General features: G+C 70.3%; 17 protein-coding genes. 10 read left to right on the top strand and 7 right to left on the bottom strand.

What is annotated here, in order from left to right:
• Positions 1 to 35 precede the first annotated feature (35 nt).
• Positions 36 to 398: a four-helix bundle copper-binding protein gene (locus BLU79_RS07745; protein ID WP_093904840.1), complete on the top strand. Its 363-nt coding sequence runs from the start codon at positions 36 to 38 to the stop codon at positions 396 to 398.
• Between the two features lie 90 nt (positions 399 to 488).
• Here BLU79_RS07745 and BLU79_RS07740 read toward each other — a convergent pair whose 3' ends face one another.
• Positions 489 to 1,766 carry an LCP family protein gene (locus BLU79_RS07740; RefSeq protein ID WP_093904839.1) on the bottom strand — a complete coding sequence of 426 codons (1,278 nt, stop codon included), beginning with the start codon at positions 1,764 to 1,766 and terminating at the stop codon, positions 489 to 491.
• Between the two features lie 119 nt (positions 1,767 to 1,885).
• Between BLU79_RS07740 and BLU79_RS07735 the strand changes: the two genes are divergently transcribed.
• Entirely contained in the window at positions 1,886 to 2,443 is a 558-nt protein-coding gene (locus BLU79_RS07735; protein ID WP_177000912.1) for an acyl-CoA thioesterase, read from the top strand.
• A gap of 63 nt (positions 2,444 to 2,506) precedes the next feature.
• Here BLU79_RS07735 and BLU79_RS07730 read toward each other — a convergent pair whose 3' ends face one another.
• Positions 2,507 to 3,664: an acyl-CoA dehydrogenase gene (locus tag BLU79_RS07730; protein WP_093904837.1), complete on the bottom strand. Its 1,158-nt coding sequence runs from the start codon at positions 3,662 to 3,664 to the stop codon at positions 2,507 to 2,509.
• 188 nt (positions 3,665 to 3,852) lie between these two features.
• Here BLU79_RS07730 and BLU79_RS07725 point away from each other — a divergent pair, with 188 nt between their 5' ends.
• From BLU79_RS07725 to BLU79_RS07700, 6 genes are all read left to right on the top strand, one after another.
• The gene (locus tag BLU79_RS07725; protein WP_093904836.1) at positions 3,853 to 5,196 is read left to right on the top strand and encodes a UDP-glucose dehydrogenase family protein; all 1,344 of its coding nucleotides are present in this window, start codon (positions 3,853 to 3,855) and stop codon (positions 5,194 to 5,196) included.
• Between the two features lie 373 nt (positions 5,197 to 5,569).
• The gene (locus tag BLU79_RS07720; RefSeq protein WP_093904835.1) at positions 5,570 to 6,220 is read left to right on the top strand and encodes a hypothetical protein; all 651 of its coding nucleotides are present in this window, start codon (positions 5,570 to 5,572) and stop codon (positions 6,218 to 6,220) included.
• Positions 6,217 to 7,539, top strand: a complete 1,323-nt coding sequence (locus BLU79_RS07715) for a copper resistance CopC/CopD family protein (RefSeq protein ID WP_093904834.1) — start codon at positions 6,217 to 6,219, stop codon at positions 7,537 to 7,539. Before BLU79_RS07720 ends, BLU79_RS07715 begins: the two co-directional genes overlap by 4 nt.
• A gap of 27 nt (positions 7,540 to 7,566) precedes the next feature.
• On the top strand, positions 7,567 to 8,625 hold the full coding sequence (locus BLU79_RS07710; RefSeq protein WP_256333186.1) for a cupredoxin domain-containing protein: 1,059 nt from the start codon (positions 7,567 to 7,569) through the stop codon (positions 8,623 to 8,625).
• 117 nt (positions 8,626 to 8,742) lie between these two features.
• A complete protein-coding gene (locus BLU79_RS07705; RefSeq protein ID WP_177000911.1) occupies positions 8,743 to 9,249 on the top strand; it encodes a hypothetical protein in 507 nt (168 codons plus the stop codon).
• The gene (locus BLU79_RS07700) at positions 9,246 to 9,962 is read left to right on the top strand and encodes a cupredoxin domain-containing protein (protein ID WP_256333185.1); all 717 of its coding nucleotides are present in this window, start codon (positions 9,246 to 9,248) and stop codon (positions 9,960 to 9,962) included. The genes BLU79_RS07705 and BLU79_RS07700 overlap by 4 nt, the downstream gene beginning before the upstream one ends.
• Before the next feature lie 93 nt (positions 9,963 to 10,055).
• Here the strand turns inward: BLU79_RS07700 and BLU79_RS07695 are convergent, their stop codons facing one another.
• Complete coding sequence (locus tag BLU79_RS07695) at positions 10,056 to 10,553, bottom strand: CGNR zinc finger domain-containing protein (protein WP_093904832.1); 498 nt, start codon at positions 10,551 to 10,553, stop codon at positions 10,056 to 10,058.
• Between the two features lie 116 nt (positions 10,554 to 10,669).
• Here BLU79_RS07695 and BLU79_RS07690 point away from each other — a divergent pair, with 116 nt between their 5' ends.
• On the top strand, positions 10,670 to 11,029 hold the full coding sequence (locus BLU79_RS07690) for a VOC family protein (RefSeq protein WP_093904831.1): 360 nt from the start codon (positions 10,670 to 10,672) through the stop codon (positions 11,027 to 11,029).
• Between the two features lie 164 nt (positions 11,030 to 11,193).
• Here BLU79_RS07690 and BLU79_RS07685 read toward each other — a convergent pair whose 3' ends face one another.
• The gene (locus tag BLU79_RS07685; protein WP_093904830.1) at positions 11,194 to 12,447 is read right to left on the bottom strand and encodes a serine hydrolase domain-containing protein; all 1,254 of its coding nucleotides are present in this window, start codon (positions 12,445 to 12,447) and stop codon (positions 11,194 to 11,196) included.
• Between the two features lie 177 nt (positions 12,448 to 12,624).
• Here BLU79_RS07685 and BLU79_RS48895 point away from each other — a divergent pair, with 177 nt between their 5' ends.
• Positions 12,625 to 12,747 carry a hypothetical protein gene (locus tag BLU79_RS48895; protein ID WP_256333184.1) on the top strand — a complete coding sequence of 41 codons (123 nt, stop codon included), beginning with the start codon at positions 12,625 to 12,627 and terminating at the stop codon, positions 12,745 to 12,747.
• 272 nt (positions 12,748 to 13,019) lie between these two features.
• Here BLU79_RS48895 and BLU79_RS07680 read toward each other — a convergent pair whose 3' ends face one another.
• From BLU79_RS07680 to BLU79_RS07670, 3 genes are read right to left on the bottom strand one after another with little or no spacing between them, the layout of a single operon-like run.
• Positions 13,020 to 14,210 carry a dipeptidase gene (locus BLU79_RS07680; protein WP_093904829.1) on the bottom strand — a complete coding sequence of 397 codons (1,191 nt, stop codon included), beginning with the start codon at positions 14,208 to 14,210 and terminating at the stop codon, positions 13,020 to 13,022.
• Positions 14,211 to 14,215: 5 nt separating this feature from the next.
• Positions 14,216 to 14,755 (bottom strand): 5-(carboxyamino)imidazole ribonucleotide mutase, encoded by a 540-nt coding sequence (purE, locus tag BLU79_RS07675; protein ID WP_177000910.1) that lies wholly within the window; start codon positions 14,753 to 14,755, stop codon positions 14,216 to 14,218.
• The gene (locus BLU79_RS07670) at positions 14,752 to 15,891 is read right to left on the bottom strand and encodes a 5-(carboxyamino)imidazole ribonucleotide synthase (RefSeq protein ID WP_093904828.1); all 1,140 of its coding nucleotides are present in this window, start codon (positions 15,889 to 15,891) and stop codon (positions 14,752 to 14,754) included. Before BLU79_RS07670 ends, purE begins: the two co-directional genes overlap by 4 nt.
• Positions 15,892 to 15,989: the final 98 nt, after the last annotated feature.

The following is a 15,989-nucleotide window of genomic DNA, read 5'->3' as shown; positions in this document are numbered from 1 at the left end:
GGCCCGCCCGGGCTCCCGCACCCCCAGGAGGAGCCATGACCCAGCCCGGAACCATGCCCGCGATGAGCAAGCAGATGCAGGCCTGCGTCGACGCGTGCATGTCCTGCCATGTGGTCTGCGAGGAGACGATGAGCTCCTGCATGCAGATGGGCGGCCAGCCGCAGATGCAGATCATGCGGGCGCTCATGGACTGCGCCGAGACGACCCGTATGTGCGCGGACATGATGATGCGCCGCTCGCCCATGTCGGCCGAGATGTGCGCGATGTGCGCCAAGGCCTGTGAGATGTGCGCCGAGGCGTGTATGTCCATGCCGGACGATCCCCAGATGATGCGCTGTGCCGAGGCGTGTCGCCGCTGTGCCGAGTCCTGTCGCTCGATGGCGGGCGCCACGATGTGACGGTCACTGTGTGAGGACCGTCGGACGACGGACGTCGGGGGCACCCCCAAGGGTGCCCCCGACGTCCGTCGTCCGCGCGGTGCGCGCTGCTCACTTGCCGGAGACGGTCACCGTCTCGTCGTTCTTCAGCTGCTCCACCAGCGTCTTCACCTTCGCGGTGTCCCACTGGAGGTTGCCGTTCGCGGAGTTGCCCGAGATCGGCATGTTCATGGACTTGCCCTCGCCGCCGCTGACGCCCTTCATCGCCCAGAACATGGACGCCAGGTCGTACAGGCCCATGTCCTTGTCGACGATCAGGGAGTCCAGGCCGGCGCCCATGGTCGGGTACAGCTTGAACGGGTTGAGGATCGTGCCCGGCGTCGCCACCTGGTTGGCCAGCGCCGAGAGGAACTTCTGCTGGTTCTTCGTACGGTCCAGGTCGGAGCCGGCCAGCGCGTACCGGGTGCGGACGAAGGCGAGCGCCTCCTCGCCGTTCAGGGTCTGCTTGCCCTTCTTGAAGTCCGCGCCGGACTTGGAGTCCTTGATGTCCTGCGGGATGTCGATCTCGACACCGCCGACCGAGTCCACGATGTTCGCGAAGCCTGCGAAGCCGATCTCGACGTAGTGGTCGATGTGCAGACCGGTGTTGGCCTCGACGGTACGGACCAGCAGTTCGGGGCCGTCCTCCGCGTAGGCCGCGTTCAGCTTCACCTGACGGCCGGTGCCCGGGTAGAGCTTGCCGGAGTCCGAGCCCTTGAACGACGGGATCGTGACGTTCGAGTCACGGGGCAGCGAGATCAGCGTCGGGGCGCCGCTGCCGGTGTGCAGGATCATCATCGAGTCGGTGCGCTTACCCTCGGCGGACCCGGTGTGCAGCTTCTTCTTCTCCTCGGCCGACATGCCCGCCCGGCTGTCGGAGCCGACTATGAGGTAGTTGGTGCCCTCGCCCGCCTCCGGCCGCTCGATGACCTTGGAGAGGTCGACCTCGCGGTTGAGCTTGGAGTCGGCCCAGAAGTAGGTGGCGACGCTCGTCACGAGCAGCACCGTCACCAGCGTGATCGTGGTCACCTTGATACGGCGCCGCCAGTTCGGCGCGGGCCGCGGCTCGCGCATCCCCGTACGGTCGTCCCCGCCACCGCCACCACCGCCGTAGACCTGGCCGGTGTTGTAGCCGCTGTCGTACCCGTCGTCGTCGTAGCCGCCATGGCCCTGGCCGTTGACGTACGACGGCTGCTGCGGCACCCCGCCGTAGCCCTGGCCGGGCGGTGCCGCCGGACCGCGGCGGACCTGCCGCATCACGCGCGCGCCCTCGGGCTGTGCGCTCGCGCTGCCGCGTCCGTAACGGTTGCCGCGGTTGTCGTCGGACCATGCCTGGGGCCAGTCATTCATGCGCCCCAGTGTGCAGGGCACGGCCCCGTGCCTTACAAGGTTCGGGGGAAAATAGAGGCACGGCTGTTGCGAACCCAACACAAAGTCCGCGAATGTCGGGGCCGCATAAAGTGGAGCCCATGACAGACCAGGTCACCGCAGCGGAATCGGGCACTCCGGAAATCCCGGGCAAGCTGATATCCGCGTCCCGCACCACCCTCAGCCACATCATGACCCACAACGACACCAACCTTCTGGGGACGGTGCACGGCGGTGTGATCATGAAGCTCGTCGACGATGCCGCCGGAGCGGTGGCCGGCCGGCACAGCGGCGGCCCCGCCGTCACCGCGTCCATGGACGAGATGGCCTTCCTGGAGCCGGTCCGCGTCGGTGACCTCGTCCATGTGAAGGCCCAGGTCAACTGGACCGGCCGGACCTCGATGGAGGTCGGCGTACGGGTCCTGGCCGAGCGCTGGAACGAGTCGGCGCCGCCCACCCAGGTCGGTTCGGCCTACCTGGTCTTCGCGGCGGTGGACGCCGACGGCAAGCCACGCCGGGTCCCCCCGGTGATACCGGAGACCGAACGCGACAGGCGCCGCTACCAGGAGGCCCAGATCCGCCGGACGCACCGGCTGGCCCGACGGCGCGCGATCAAGGAGCTGCGGGAGAAGCGGGCGGCGGAGGGGTTCGAGGACTGACCCCCACAGCACACGACAACGGCCCCCGGCATCACGCCGCGGGCCGTTCTGCCTGTGTCGCCCCTACGGCAGGTTCCGCGCCATGACGATCCGCTGGACCTGGTTCGTGCCTTCATAAATCTGCGTGATCTTCGCGTCGCGCATCATGCGCTCGACCGGGTAGTCACGGGTGTAGCCGTACCCGCCCAGCAACTGCACCGCGTCCGTCGTGACCTCCATCGCCACGTCCGAGGCGAAGCACTTGGCGGCGGCGCCCAGGTAGGTCAGGTCGGCGTCGACGCGCTGCGAGGCGGCGGCGGCCTGGTAGGTGAGGGCGCGGGCGGCCGAGATCTTCATGGACATGTCGGCGAGCATGAACTGGATGCCCTGGAAGTCGGCGATCGGCTTGCCGAACTGCTTGCGCTCCTGGACGTAGCCCTTGGCGTAGTCGAGGGCGCCCTGGGCGATGCCGAGGGCCTGGGCGGCGATGGTGATGCGGGTGTGGTCCAGCGTCTTCATCGCCGTGGCGAAGCCGGTGCCCTCCTCGCCGATCATGCGGTCCGCCGGGATGCGAACGTTGTCCAGGTAGACCTCGCGGGTCGGGGAGCCCTTGATGCCGAGCTTCTTCTCGGGGGCGCCGAAGGAGACGCCCTCGTCGGACTTCTCGACGACGAAGGCCGAGATGCCCTTCGAGCGCTTGGTGGGGTCGGTCACGGCCATCACCGTGTAGTACTCGGACTCGCCGGCGTTGGTGATCCAGCGCTTCACGCCGTTCAGGACGTAGTGGTCGCCGTCGCGGACCGCCTTCGTCTTCATACCGGCCGCGTCGGAGCCGGCGTCGGGCTCGGAGAGGCAGTACGAGAACATGCCGTCGCCCTTGGCGAGCGGGGTCATGTACCGCTTCTTCAGGTCCTCGGAGCCGGAGAGGATCACGGGGAGGGAGCCGAGCTTGTTCACGGCCGGGATGAGGGAGGAGCTCGCGCAGACGCGGGCCACCTCCTCGATCACGATCACCGTGGCGAGCGCGTCGGCGCCCGCGCCGCCGTACTCCTCGGGTACGTGCACCGCGTGCAGGTCGTTGGCCACCAGCGCGTCCAGCGCCTCCTGCGGGAAGCGGGCCTCCTCGTCCACCGCGGCGGCGTGCGGCGCGATCTTCGCCTCGGCCAGGGAACGGATGACGTCACGGAGCATGTCGTGCTCCTCGGACGGGCGGTACAGGTCGAAGTCAGCCGATCCGGCCAAGGTCTCTCACGCTCCAAGGACGCTGGTGGTAAATGCGCTGCTGGTGCTAATTACCGTTAAGTAACTCAAATTTTAGGGGGCGGCCCACGGGAGTGATACGTGAGCTTGGCGACAGGGGGGAAGTTGCCCGTCAGACCCGCCGACTATGCTCGGGCCCGCATGTCCCCGTACCCCTTCTGGAGTCCCTCATGGCCCTCAAGATCACCGTGATCGGCACCGGTTACCTCGGCGCGACGCACGCCGCGGCCATGGCCGAGCTCGGCTTCGAGGTGCTGGGGCTCGATGTCGTGCCCGAGAAGATCGAGATGCTGCGGCGCGGCGAGGTCCCGATGTACGAGCCGGGACTGGAGGAGCTGCTGCGCAAGCACGTCGCCGGCATCGAGGGATCCACCGGGCGGCTGCGGTTCACCATGGACTGGGCCGAGGTCGGGGCCTTCGGCGATGTGCACTTCGTGTGCGTGAACACGCCTCAGCGCCATGGTGAGTACGCCTGCGACATGTCGTACGTCGACCGGGCCTTCGAGTCCCTCGCCCCGCACCTCACCGCCCCCGCTCTCGTCGTCGGCAAGTCCACCGTCCCCGTCGGCTCCGCCGACCGTCTCGCGGCCTACCTCGCCGAGCACGCGCCGGCCGGCGCGGACGCCGAGCTGGCCTGGAACCCGGAGTTCCTGCGTGAGGGCTTCGCCGTCGAGGACACGCTGCACCCGGACCGGGTCGTGGTCGGCGTGCGCAGCGAGCGGGCCGAGAAGCTGCTGCGCGAGGTGTACGCGACGCCGATCGCCGACGGCTCCCCCTTCGTCGTCACCGACTTCCCCACCGCCGAGCTGGTGAAGACCTCCGCCAACTCCTTCCTGGCCACCAAGATCTCCTTCATCAACGCGATGGCGGAGGTGTGCGAGGCGGCCGGCGGCGATGTCGCCAAGCTCGCGGAGGCCATCGGGTACGACGACCGGATCGGCAAGAAGTTCCTGCGGGCCGGGATCGGCTTCGGCGGCGGCTGCCTGCCGAAGGACATCCGCGCCTTCATGGCCCGCGCCGGTGAGCTGGGCGCCGACCAGGCGCTGACCTTCCTGCGCGAGATCGACTCCATCAACATGCGCCAGCGCGGGCAGATGGTGGAGCTCGCACGGCAGGTGCTGGGCGGCGGGCCGTTCCTCGGCAAGCGGGTCGCGGTGCTCGGCGCCACGTTCAAGCCCGACTCCGACGACGTACGGGACTCGCCCGCGCTGAACGTCGCCGGGCAGATCCACCTGCAGGGCGGCCAGGTCACGGTGTACGACCCCAAGGGCATGGAGAACGCCCGCCGCCTCTTCCCGACCCTCGGCTATGCCGACAGCGCGATCGAGGCCGTCCGGGGCGCCGATGTCGTACTGCATCTGACGGAATGGCGGGAATTCCGCGAGCTGGATCCGGCGGAACTCGGTGAGGTCGCGGCGGCCCGCGTCGTTCTGGACGGGCGTAATGCGCTCGATCCTGAGGTGTGGCGGAAGGCCGGTTGGACCTATCGGGCGATGGGGCGGCCGACGGCCTGAGAAAAGACGGGCATTGTTTCCGGCAGGAAAATTGCGCTCGGACTGCCCCCCCCCGGGGGGGGGACGGGCCCACTGTTGCCCGCCCCCGGCCCTACGGCGGGACCACGCAAAGGCATATGCCGTTCTCCTTGAAATCCCCACGCACCTTCGAATTCTATTCGAGTAGCGTGAAGGAAAAGAAATGACCGCACGCGAATTCTCCACGGCTGCAATTGCACGGAATAACGACGGTCTTACCCGGTCTCACAGCGGGGCACCTCTCGAAAGAGAGGCACCGCAACAGCCGCTTAACTGACGTGTAGCCGCGCGGAATTCGCGCGCCACTCCACTGGTCGGCGTTCACCTGTTTGAACAGACCATGCCAGGAGTGACCATGCCCCTGTTCCGCCGGGCTCTGTGGCCGCAGGACCACCGTGACGAACTGGTCGCGGGCGCGCTTGTCGGCGCCGTGGTGGTCGTGCTCGGCTACGCGTCGGGGATCGGCGCCCCGTCGGCCTCCTCCGCCCCGAGTGCCGCCCCGCCGCCCGCGGCCACCGCGCCCTCGTCCCCGGGCGAGACCGCCGCACCGCCGGACACCCCGGGCGACGCCTCGGGCGGAGCCGCGGCAGGGACCGGGGTGCTCCCGGCCACCGGCGTCTACTACCCCGGCGGCACGGGCGGCACGGATCACACCGGCCACACCGGCACCTCCGGCGGCACGGGCCACACGGGCCACGGCGACTCCCCGACGCCCTCCGACCCCACGTCCCCGTCCTCCCCCGACCCCGACCCGTCCGCGCCGGGCACCACCCCGCCCGCCGACGACGCCACCTGCGAGGACGGCGAGGTCCGTCTCGCCCGCCCCCTCCTCACCGGCCTCGCCGAGCCCGTCTTCGGCCTCCTCAACCCCACAGCCGAAGACCCCACGGCCGAGGACCCCGCCGCCGACGCATCCCCGTCCCCACAGCCCTCCCCCTGCATCGGCCTCGCCCCGCTCCCCTCCCTCCTCGGCGGCATCAGCCCCACCCCGGAGGCGACGCCATGACCCTCCGCCGCGCCCTCACCCTCCTCGTCCTCACCCCGCTCCTCTACGTCCTCCTCGGCACCCCGTCCGCCTCCGCCCACACCGAGCTGGTCACCTCCAGCCCCGCGAACGGCGCCGAGCTGAAGCGAGCCCCCGAGCACCTCACCCTCACCTTCGACGAGCCCGTGGACCTCGCCGAGGTGCGCGTGATGACGCTGGACGGCGACCGGCTCCCGGTGACCGTCGTGCCGGGCCGCAAGGGCGAGGTCGTACGGGCCGCCCTCGGGCACCCGGCGGACGGTGACTTCGCCGTCGTCTGGTCGGTCGTCGACGAGGAGGACGGACACGCGTCCTACGGCAGGCTCGACTTCGGCATCGGCACCGCAGCGCCGGCCGCGAAGGACCGCGGCGACGAGGCCGCACCCGCACCGTCCCCCCTGGTGCGGAAGGGCCTCGTCGCCGCCCGCTGGACCGGCTATCTGTCGCTGGCGCTGTTCATCGGGGGCCTCGCCTTCGTCACGCTGCTGTGGCCGAGCGGTGCGCACGAGCCGCGGGCCCGGGCGCTGCTGGGGCTGGCCTGGACATGCGGGCTGCTGGCGTCGGTGGCAAGCATCGGCCTCCAGGGCGCGTACGGCGCACTCGGCGGCCTGCGTGACGCGCTGCGCGCCGAGACGTACGTGGACGTCCTGACCACCGAGCCCGGCGTCGTGCTCGCCGCCCGGGTGCTGCTGTGGGTGCTCGCGGCGGTGGTGCTGAGCGCGCTGCTGCAGGGCGGGCCCCGCACTTCCCGCTCCCCCGGCTGGCGGGTCGGCGCGCTGGCCGTCTGCCTCGGGCTGCTGCGGGCGACCGGCATGGCGGGCCACAACTCCGAGGGCAGTGAGCCCACTTGGGGTGCGCTCGCCGACCTGGTGCATCTGCTCGGCGTCGCGCTGTGGATCGGCGGGCTGGCCATGCTCGCGCTGGCGGTGCTGCCGCGGCGCCGGGCCGGGGAGCTGGCGCAGGTGGTGCCGGGCTACTCGCGGCTGGCGGCGGTGAGCGTGACGGGCATCGTCGCGGCCGGGCTGGTGCTGGCGTGGCAGGTCGTGGGCTCGTACGACGCCCTGCTGCACACCTCGTACGGGCACTTGCTCCTGCTCAAGACGGGCGTCCTAGGCGTCGTCCTGCTGGCCGCCCTCGCCAGCCGTCAGTGGGTGCGCACCCGTCTCGATCTCGCCGTGCTGCTGCGCGGCGACGCCGCCACCGTGCGGCCTTTCGGTTACTCGGTCGCGGCCGAGACGGGGCTCGTCCTCGTCGTGCTGGCCGTGACGAGTCTGCTGGTCACGACCAACCCTGGCCAGTGAACTCCCATGAAAATCAAAGGAGTTGCGTTGAAACGACGTAATGAGAGCGAGGCGGCGCCGCGCCGCCGGGCGCCCTCGGGCAACCGGGGTCTGCTGGTCGCCGGACTCGGCGCGGCGCTGACCGCGGTGCTCAGCCTGGGGCTGCTCCAGGCGGCCGCGGGCAGCTCGGCCTCCGGGGCGTCCTCCACGGCGGACGCGGGCGCGGCTCAGGCGCCCGCGGCCGCCGCGGCGGCGGCCCAGCCGGCGGCCGAAGCGGCGCCGGACCACCAGGTCGACATCATGAACAACAAGTTCGGCGACGGGAAGCAGCTCGTCGTCGAGGTCGGCGAAACGGTCCGCTGGACCAACCACGACAGCGTGCCGCACACGGTCACCACGACCAAGGGCCCGAAGAAGTTCGACTCGGGCACGTTGGAGCAGGGCGACTCCTGGTCGTACACGTTCACCACGGCAGGGACGTACGAGTACTACTGCGCGGTGCACCCGGACATGGTGGCGTCCGTGAAGGTCGTCGCCGCGGATGACGGCGGTTCGACCGGTGGTTCCACCGGCGGTTCGACCGGTGGCAGCACGGGCGGTACGTCCGGCGGCAGCACCGGTGGTTCGACCGGCGGGACCTCGGGCGGTACGTCCGGTGGCAGCACCGGCGGGACCTCCGGTGGTTCGACGGGCGGCACGACCGGTGGTTCGACGGGCGGTACGTCCGGCGGTGGTTCCGGTGGCGGCGACGAGCAGTGCGCCAGCGTCCAGAACGTGCTGCTGCCGATCCTCCAGCACCTCAAGGCGGCCCACCTGGAGCGGTCCCCGGGCCAGCAGGTCCAGGACGCGCTGGCGCTGGACTCGTACATCAAGCTGCACACGGTGTGGGTCGAGAGCATCCTGACGCCCGCCCTCGAAGACGGCGGCACGGTCCTCGACGACACGCTCAGTGTGCTGCTGAACCACATCAACAAGGCGCACCTGGAGGAGTCGCCCGGGCAGCAGGTCACCGATCTGCTGAACGTCGACAGCTACGTGCAGATGCACACGGTCTGGGCCGAGCACCTGCTCGCGCCCACCGAGGACTACCTCACCAGCAGCTGCTGACACCGCCCGCGCGGTAGACGGACGCCGGTCCGGCCGAGGCTCAGTCGGCCGGACCGGCGCTCCCCCATTGTTCCCGTCACCGCCGCCCTTCCGGAACCGCATTCCAAGGAGACCGGGATGACAACCGTCACCCTCCCCATCGAACCGACCCCACCCGGGGCCCCCGGTCCGGCCGCCCCCTGGCTCCCGCTGCCCGGCCGCTACACGGTGGCGCCCGGCCGCTCACTGGTCGAACTCACCGCTCTCTACGGCCCGTTGCCGGTACGCCGCCGTCGCCTCACCCTCGCCGAGGCCACGCTCACGGTGCCCGAGCCCCATGAACACCCTGACCACCCCACCCTCCGCTTCGCGTTCGACGACGCCCACCTCAAGGCCGCCCTCACCCTCGACCACGCCCAGGAGACCGCCGGCACCGCCCAGCTGACCGGCGACCTCCGCATCGACGACACCGACTTCCCCATACTGCTGCGGCTGCGGGTGGTCGAGCGGGCCGACGACCGGCTGCTCGGCGTGGGTGTGGCCCGGCTGCCGTACCGGCTGCTGCGGCGCGCCACCGGCTTCCGGTTCGGCCGGCTGCGTCCGGCCACCCGGCTGCGGCTGCTGATCGCCGGAGAGTTCGCGTGAGGGCGGCCCGGCGAGCGGTCCAGGGGGCCGTGCTCGCCCTGTCCGCCCTGCTCGGGCTGCTGTTCGTGGTGCCGGGCGGGCAGGCGTCGGCGGCGACGTACCGGGTGACCATGAGCGGGTATGCCTACAGCCCCGCGAGCCTGACGATCCCTGTCGGCTCCACGGTGACCTGGACCAACCAGGACACCGCACCACACGACGTGAAGACGACGTCCGGCCCGGTGGCCATCCACTCCCCCATGCTGAACAAGGGCGGCACCTGGAGCTTCACCTTCACAACGCCGGGGACGTACGCCTACTACTGCACCGTCCACCCGAACATGACGGCCCGGATCGTGGTCCAGGCGGCGGCACCGGCGACCTCGGCGGCGGCGCCGACGCACGATCACTCGCAGGCCGGGGCGGCTTCAGGAAACCAGTCGTCCGGCCATCACGCGACCGTCCCGAGCAGGACGGCGACGACCCGCGCACCGGCCTCCTCGCCGGTACGGTCCACCCCGTCGCCGTCTCACCAGGCCACCGCAAACTCGGCAACGCCGTCTCCGACGCCGACGGCCACCGCGTCCCCGACACCACAGACCCAGGTCATCGCCTCGACGACCCGCCCACTGGACCCCTTGCTGGTCCTGACGGGGATTGTCGCGGGGGTGGCGGTGATGTGCCTGCTGTTGGTGGGTTCACGGGCAGCGCGGTCCCGCGAGGAAGAGGCTTAACAGCAACGCCCCTAAAGGGGCGCGGGGAACTGCGCGACCAGCCACAACGAACCCGCAGCCGCAAGAAGACCCAACCCGGCACCTCCGTAGGCGTCACTTCGCCCGATAACGCCGCATCTTCGCCCGCGCCCCACACACCTGCATCGAGCACCACCGCCCCCGCCCCGCCGGACTCCGGTCGTAGTACGCCCAGTGGCAGTCGACCGCCTCACACGCCTTCAGCCGCATCCAGGTGCCCTCCACCAGCGCCTGCGCTATCCCCACCGCGACCCGCGAAACCAGCGGAGCATCGTCGGCCGCCCCCAGCAGCGCGGAGCCCCCCGCGTCGACCCTGACGAGCAACGGAGCCGCCGTCAGCAGCTCGTCCAGCGGCGCCACGGCACGGTGCGCGGGATGGCCGGCGTGCGCGAGCAGCGCCACCCGCAGCGACTCCCGCAGTTCCCGCGCCCCGGGAAGGTCCTCCTCGGCGACCCCGAACCGCGCGCGCCCCTCCGCCGTGTCCAGCGAGTCGACCCCCGTCTCGACGTCCAGCGTGTTGACCAGGGACTGGACCAGCTCCAGGCCTCCGGGCGCGGCCGATCTCTCACTCATAGCTGCACGCTACCTCCCGATCCCTCTTGCGACGTTACCCCCAATGCGGGAGTATGCGGTAACGCGGTTACCCGTTGACGAGCTATACGGGTAACCAAGACTTCAAGGAGGAAGCCATGGCCATCGCCGAACTGGGCGTCGTCGTCCTGGACTGTCCCGACCCCCGCACCCTCGCGGACTTCTACGCGCGCGTGCTCGGCGGCAGCGTCGAGGGCGAGGACGAGTGGGTGAACCTGAAGGCACCCGGCGGGCAGGCACTGGCATTCCAGGCCGCCCCGGGTTTCGTACCGCCGAAGTGGCCCGCGCCCGATCACTCGCAGCAGTTCCATCTGGACCTGACCGTCGAGGACCTGGACTCGGCCGAGAAGGAGGTCCTGGCCCTGGGCGCCAAGCCGCTGGACGCCGAGGACCGCACGCGGAGCTTCCGGGTCTACGCGGATCCGGCGGGGCACCCGTTCTGTCTCTGCGCCTGCTGATCACGCCTCGACCGCGCCGGCTCCCGGGCCGCCTCGATGACCGGCCAACCGACGAAATGCGCTGATCACGGCAGCTCCTGGACTGCTGGAGGCGATCTGCTCGGCGTCTTCCTCGTACACGGCATGGCCGTGCTCCCACCCGAACGCGCCGAACGGCCGGCGCGTCAGGCGGACGGGGACGGCGAGGATGGCGCCGACGGCGGCAGGGCGTAGACGTTGTCCGGGGTCACGATGCGGGTGATGGCCTGAGCGAACAGCGTGCTGTTCTCGGAGCCCTTGTAGATGAAGTCCGCGTTGGTGAGGATCACCAACGTCGCCTTGGCCGAGGGCAGGTAGACCGTCACCGACTCGTAGCCGGGGAGCGAGCCATTGTGCCCGATCCACCCGTTGGTGGTGAAGATACCGAGCCCGTACGCGGTTCCCGGGTAGCCGGTGGGCAGCATCCGCAGGCGCTGCCGTTGCGTGGCGGGCTCGAGCAGGGTGCCCGTCGCGAGGATCGGCGCCCATTTCCGCAGGTCCTGCAGGTCGGAGATGATCGCACCGGCGGCCCAGGCCCAGGACGGGTCCCAGTTCGTCGCGTTCGCGACGTCGCCGTTCGGTGTCTGCACCGTGTAGCCCTGGGCGTGCGGATCGGGGAACTCGGTCCCCTTGGGGAAGACCGTGTTGCGCAGGCCGGCCGGTTCGATGACCTGCTGCTTCAGGAAGTCGCCGAGGGGTTGGCCGCTCACCTTCTCGATGACCAGGCCGAGCAGGATCAGGTTCGTGTTGGAGTAGTTGAACTTCTGCCCCGGGGCGAACAGCGGAGGGTGCTTGAAGGCGTAGTCGAGCAACTGCTGCGGCGTGAATTTCCGGTCGGGGTCGGAGAGGAAGGCCTTGTCGAAGTCCGGGTCGTCGCTGTACGAGAACAGTCCGCTGCGCATCTCGGCGAGCTGGCGCAGGGTGATGCGGTCCCCGTTGGGGACGTCGTCCACGTGCTTCGAGATCGGGTCGTCGAGACCGACCCGTCCCCCGTCCACCAGCCGCAGGAGCCCGGTCACCGTGAACGTCTTGGTCTCGCTGCCGATCCGCACGCGCAGGTTCTCCGACATGGCGGCGCCGGTGCCCTTGTCGGCCACACCGAACGAGCGGACGTACGTGCCCTTGCCCGGCAGCCACAGCCCCACGGTCACCCCGGGCACGCCCGCCTGCTTCAGCGTCTGCTGGACGGCTTTGTCCAGCTGCGACGACAGCGCCGGGGTGAGTTCACGGACCGAGGTGCTGGGGGAGGGCGTCGCGGCGGCGGCCGCCGGCGGGGAGTTCGTCGTGGCGCCGGTGCACGCCGTCGCTGTCAGGAGCCCGGCGGCGGCGCATGCCGCCACCGCGAGTCTGCCCTGGGCTGTTGCCGCCGACCACCTGCGGCGTTCGGAGCTGCGCGTCATCCCGGATGCCTCTTTCCGCCGTGCGGTCAGTGCGGCGGCACGCGGAGACGGAAGGTCGCGAAGGGGCGCGTGCCGTGCCCAACGTAAGTCCCGCGCACATCCCCGAAGAGGAGACCGGGCCCGGCACTGCCCCGTTCGCAGCAGGCCGGTCAGCCCGCCAGATCAGCCTGAAGCACCATGAATTCGCCTGGCCTCGACCCACAGGCGCTCGAACTCCTCCGCGGAGATCTCGGCTGCCGGCGGCTGGTCCTGCCAGCCGTCGAGCACGGCCTCGGCCAGGACGCCGTACTGCGTTCATAGCGACCCATCGCCGCGAGGTCGGCATGATCACGCAAGTAGTAGGTGCGGAACCAGGTCGTCATACCAGCAGCCCGCACCATGTCCAACGAGAAACGGGCCCCACCAGGACTTTCGTCACTGGTAGAGACCCGTTTCGTCGGTTTCTCTGACCTCGTCCAGGGTGTCCCGGGAGCGGACGAGGTCGGCGATCATGCGGTCGATGCGGTCGCGCTCGGCGCACCGGCAGGACAAGTCATGCGCGGCCGCCCTTCCCTTGCGGTACCGCTAACCGCTCAGCTGTCCAGCGCCTCGATGGTCGCGTTGGACGGGCCCCGCGTCGCCTGAAGATCCCGCGCCACGTCCTCCGCCGCGCCCAGCACCCGCACCGAGTTCTGCCAGGTCAGCTTGGCCAGGTCGGGCTTGGACCAGCCGCGGTCCAGCAGTTCGGCGAGCAGGTTGGGGTAGCCGGAGACGTCGTTCAGGCCGTCCGGGGTGAAGGCCGTGCCGTCGTAGTCGCCGCCGATGCCGAGGTGGTCGACGCCGACGACCTCGCGCATGTGGTCCAGGTGGTCGGCGACCGTGGACACCGTGGCGACCGGGCGCGGATTGGTCTCCTCGAAGGCGCGGTGCACCTTCATCGCCTCGGCGGTCGTGTCGAGGTGGTGGAAGCCGTGCGCACGCATGTTCTCGTCGGCCGCGACCGTCCAGTCGACCGCCGCCTGGAGCACGAACTTCGGCACGAACGTCACCATCGCGACGCCGCCGTTTCCGGGGAGGCGCTCCAGGACGTCGTCGGGGATGTTGCGCGGGTGGTCGCAGACCGCACGGGAGGAGGAGTGGGAGAAGATCACCGGGGCGACGGAGGCGTCGAGCGCGTCGCGCATCGTCGTGGGCGCCACGTGCGAGAGGTCGACGAGCATGCCCGCGCGGTTCATCTCCCGCACGACCTCGCGGCCGAAGGCCGACAGGCCGCCCACTCCGGGCTCGTCCGTCGCCGAGTCCGCCCACGCGATGTTGTCGTTGTGGGTGAGCGTCATGTAGCGGACGCCGAGCGCATAAAGCGCGCGCAGCGTGGCGAGGGAGTTGGCGATCGAGTGGCCGCCCTCCGCGCCCATGAGGGAGGCGATACGGCCCTCCGCGCGCGCCGCCTCCATGTCCGCCGCCGTCAGCGCCGGGCGCAGGTCGTTCGGATACCGCGCGAGCAACTGCCGTACGCAGTCGATCTGTTCGAGGGTGGCGCTGACCGCCTTGTCACCGGCGTAGTCCGAGCGGACGTACACCGACCAGTACTGCGCGCCCACGCCGCCCTCGCGCAGGCGGGGGATGTCGGTGTGCAGATGGGCGCCCTGGTGGGCGGCGATGTCACGGGCGTCGAGGTCGTAGCGGACCTGTTCGCGCAGGGCCCACGGGAGGTCGTTGTGGCCGTCGACGACGGGGAACTCGCGCAGGAGTTCCCGGGCTGCCTCCAGCGAAGCGGAGGTCATCGGCGTCACTTCCCCGTGCCGAAGCCGAAGCCGCCCGCGCCCTCTACCTTGGCGCGCAGCCGCTTGCCCTTCTCGGTGGCCTGGTCGTTGAGGTCCTGCTGGAACTCGCGCATCCGCTGCTGCAGGTCCTCGTCGTGGGTGGCGAGGATGCGGGCGGCGAGCAGGCCGGCGTTGCGGGCGCCGGCGACCGAGACGGTGGCCACGGGGACGCCGGCTGGCATCTGCACGATCGAGAGCAGGGAGTCCATGCCGTCGAGGTACTTCAGCGGGACGGGGACGCCGATGACCGGGAGGGGGGTCACGGAGGCGAGCATGCCCGGGAGGTGGGCGGCGCCTCCGGCACCGGCGATGATCACCTTCAGACCTCGCTCGGCGGCCTGCTCGCCGTACGTGACCATCTCGCGCGGCATGCGGTGCGCGGAGACGACGTCGACCTCGTAGTCGATCTCGAACTCGTCGAGGGCCTGGGCGGCGGCCTCCATCACGGGCCAGTCGGAGTCCGAACCCATGACGATGCCCACGACGGGGCCGACAGCGGTGCTCATTCGGTGATCGTGCCCTTCAGGTAGCCGGCTGCGTGACGTGCGCGCTCCAGCACGTCGTCCAGGTCGTCGCCGTAGGTGTTGACGTGACCGACCTTGCGGCCGGGCTTCACGTCCTTGCCGTACATGTGGATCTTGAGCTGGGGGTCGCGGGCCATGCAGTGCAGGTACGCGGAGTACATGTCCGGGTAGTCGCCGCCGAGGACGTTGACCATCACGGTCCACCTGGCGCGCGGGCGCGGGTCGCCGAGGGGGAGGTCGAGGACGGCGCGGACGTGGTTGGCGAACTGCGACGTTATGGCGCCGTCCTGGGTCCAGTGGCCCGAGTTGTGCGGGCGCATCGCCAGTTCGTTGACGAGGATGCGGCCGTCGCGGGTCTGGAACAGCTCCACGGCGAGGTGGCCGACGACGCCAAGTTCCTTGGCGATGGTCAGCGCCATTTCCTCGGCCTTCAGGGCGAGGGTCTCGTCGAGGTAGGGGGCGGGCGCGATCACGGTGTCGCAGACGCCGCCCACCTGCTGGGACTCGACGACGGGGTAGGCGACGGCCTGGCCGTGCGGGGACCGTACGACGTTGGCGGCGAGCTCGCGGACGTAGTCGACCTTCTCCTCGGCGAGGACCGGGACGCCGGCCCGGAAGGGGGCCTCGGCCTCCTCGGGCGAGTCGACGACCCAGACGCCCTTGCCGTCGTAGCCGCCGCGGACGGTCTTGAGGACGACCGGGAAGCCGTCGCCCTCGGCCGCGAAGGCGGCGACGTCCTGCGGGTCGCTCACGATGCGGTGCCGGGGGCAGGGCACCCCGATGGCATCGAGTCTCGCGCGCATCACGCCCTTGTCCTGGGCGTGCTGAAGCGCGTCGGGGCCCGGGCGGACGGGGATACCGTCCGCCTCCAGGGCCCTGAGGTGCTCGATGGGTACGTGTTCGTGATCGAAGGTGATCACGTCGCAACCGCGCGCGAACTCGCGCAGCGTGTCCAGGTCGCGATAGTCGCCGATGACGACATCGCTGACGACCTGCGCCGCGGAATCCTGAGGGGTGTCACTGAGGAGCTTGAACCTGATGCCCAGCGGGATGCCTGACTCGTGTGTCATACGAGCGAGCTGGCCCCCGCCGACCATGCCGACTACCGGGAACGTCACGCCCCTAGGGTATCGGCCGTCCCGGGGCGCCCCTCTTACCGGAGTTTTCCCGGTCTCTTCCCGACCTATGAGCTTGCGCACAGGCAATCGTCGAGGGG

The sequence above is a fragment of the Streptomyces sp. cf386 genome (assembly GCF_900103585.1).
GTDB lineage: Bacteria > Actinomycetota > Actinomycetes > Streptomycetales > Streptomycetaceae > Streptomyces.
This window is presented reverse-complemented; position numbering and strand designations above follow the sequence as displayed.

Coding starts and splice junctions, on each gene's coding strand:
- BLU79_RS07745 (WP_093904840.1), top strand. CDS start 36: ATGACCCAGCCCGGAACCATGCCCGCGATGAGCAAGCAGATGCAGGCC.
- BLU79_RS07740 (WP_093904839.1), bottom strand. CDS start 1,766: ATGAATGACTGGCCCCAGGCATGGTCCGACGACAACCGCGGCAACCGT.
- BLU79_RS07735 (WP_177000912.1), top strand. CDS start 1,886: ATGACAGACCAGGTCACCGCAGCGGAATCGGGCACTCCGGAAATCCCG.
- BLU79_RS07725 (WP_093904836.1), top strand. CDS start 3,853: ATGGCCCTCAAGATCACCGTGATCGGCACCGGTTACCTCGGCGCGACG.
- BLU79_RS07720 (WP_093904835.1), top strand. CDS start 5,570: ATGCCCCTGTTCCGCCGGGCTCTGTGGCCGCAGGACCACCGTGACGAA.
- BLU79_RS07715 (WP_093904834.1), top strand. CDS start 6,217: ATGACCCTCCGCCGCGCCCTCACCCTCCTCGTCCTCACCCCGCTCCTC.
- BLU79_RS07705 (WP_177000911.1), top strand. CDS start 8,743: ATGACAACCGTCACCCTCCCCATCGAACCGACCCCACCCGGGGCCCCC.
- BLU79_RS07695 (WP_093904832.1), bottom strand. CDS start 10,553: ATGAGTGAGAGATCGGCCGCGCCCGGAGGCCTGGAGCTGGTCCAGTCC.
- BLU79_RS07690 (WP_093904831.1), top strand. CDS start 10,670: ATGGCCATCGCCGAACTGGGCGTCGTCGTCCTGGACTGTCCCGACCCC.
- BLU79_RS07685 (WP_093904830.1), bottom strand. CDS start 12,447: ATGACGCGCAGCTCCGAACGCCGCAGGTGGTCGGCGGCAACAGCCCAG.
- BLU79_RS48895 (WP_256333184.1), top strand. CDS start 12,625: ATGAATTCGCCTGGCCTCGACCCACAGGCGCTCGAACTCCTCCGCGGA.
- BLU79_RS07680 (WP_093904829.1), bottom strand. CDS start 14,210: ATGACCTCCGCTTCGCTGGAGGCAGCCCGGGAACTCCTGCGCGAGTTC.
- purE (WP_177000910.1), bottom strand. CDS start 14,755: ATGAGCACCGCTGTCGGCCCCGTCGTGGGCATCGTCATGGGTTCGGAC.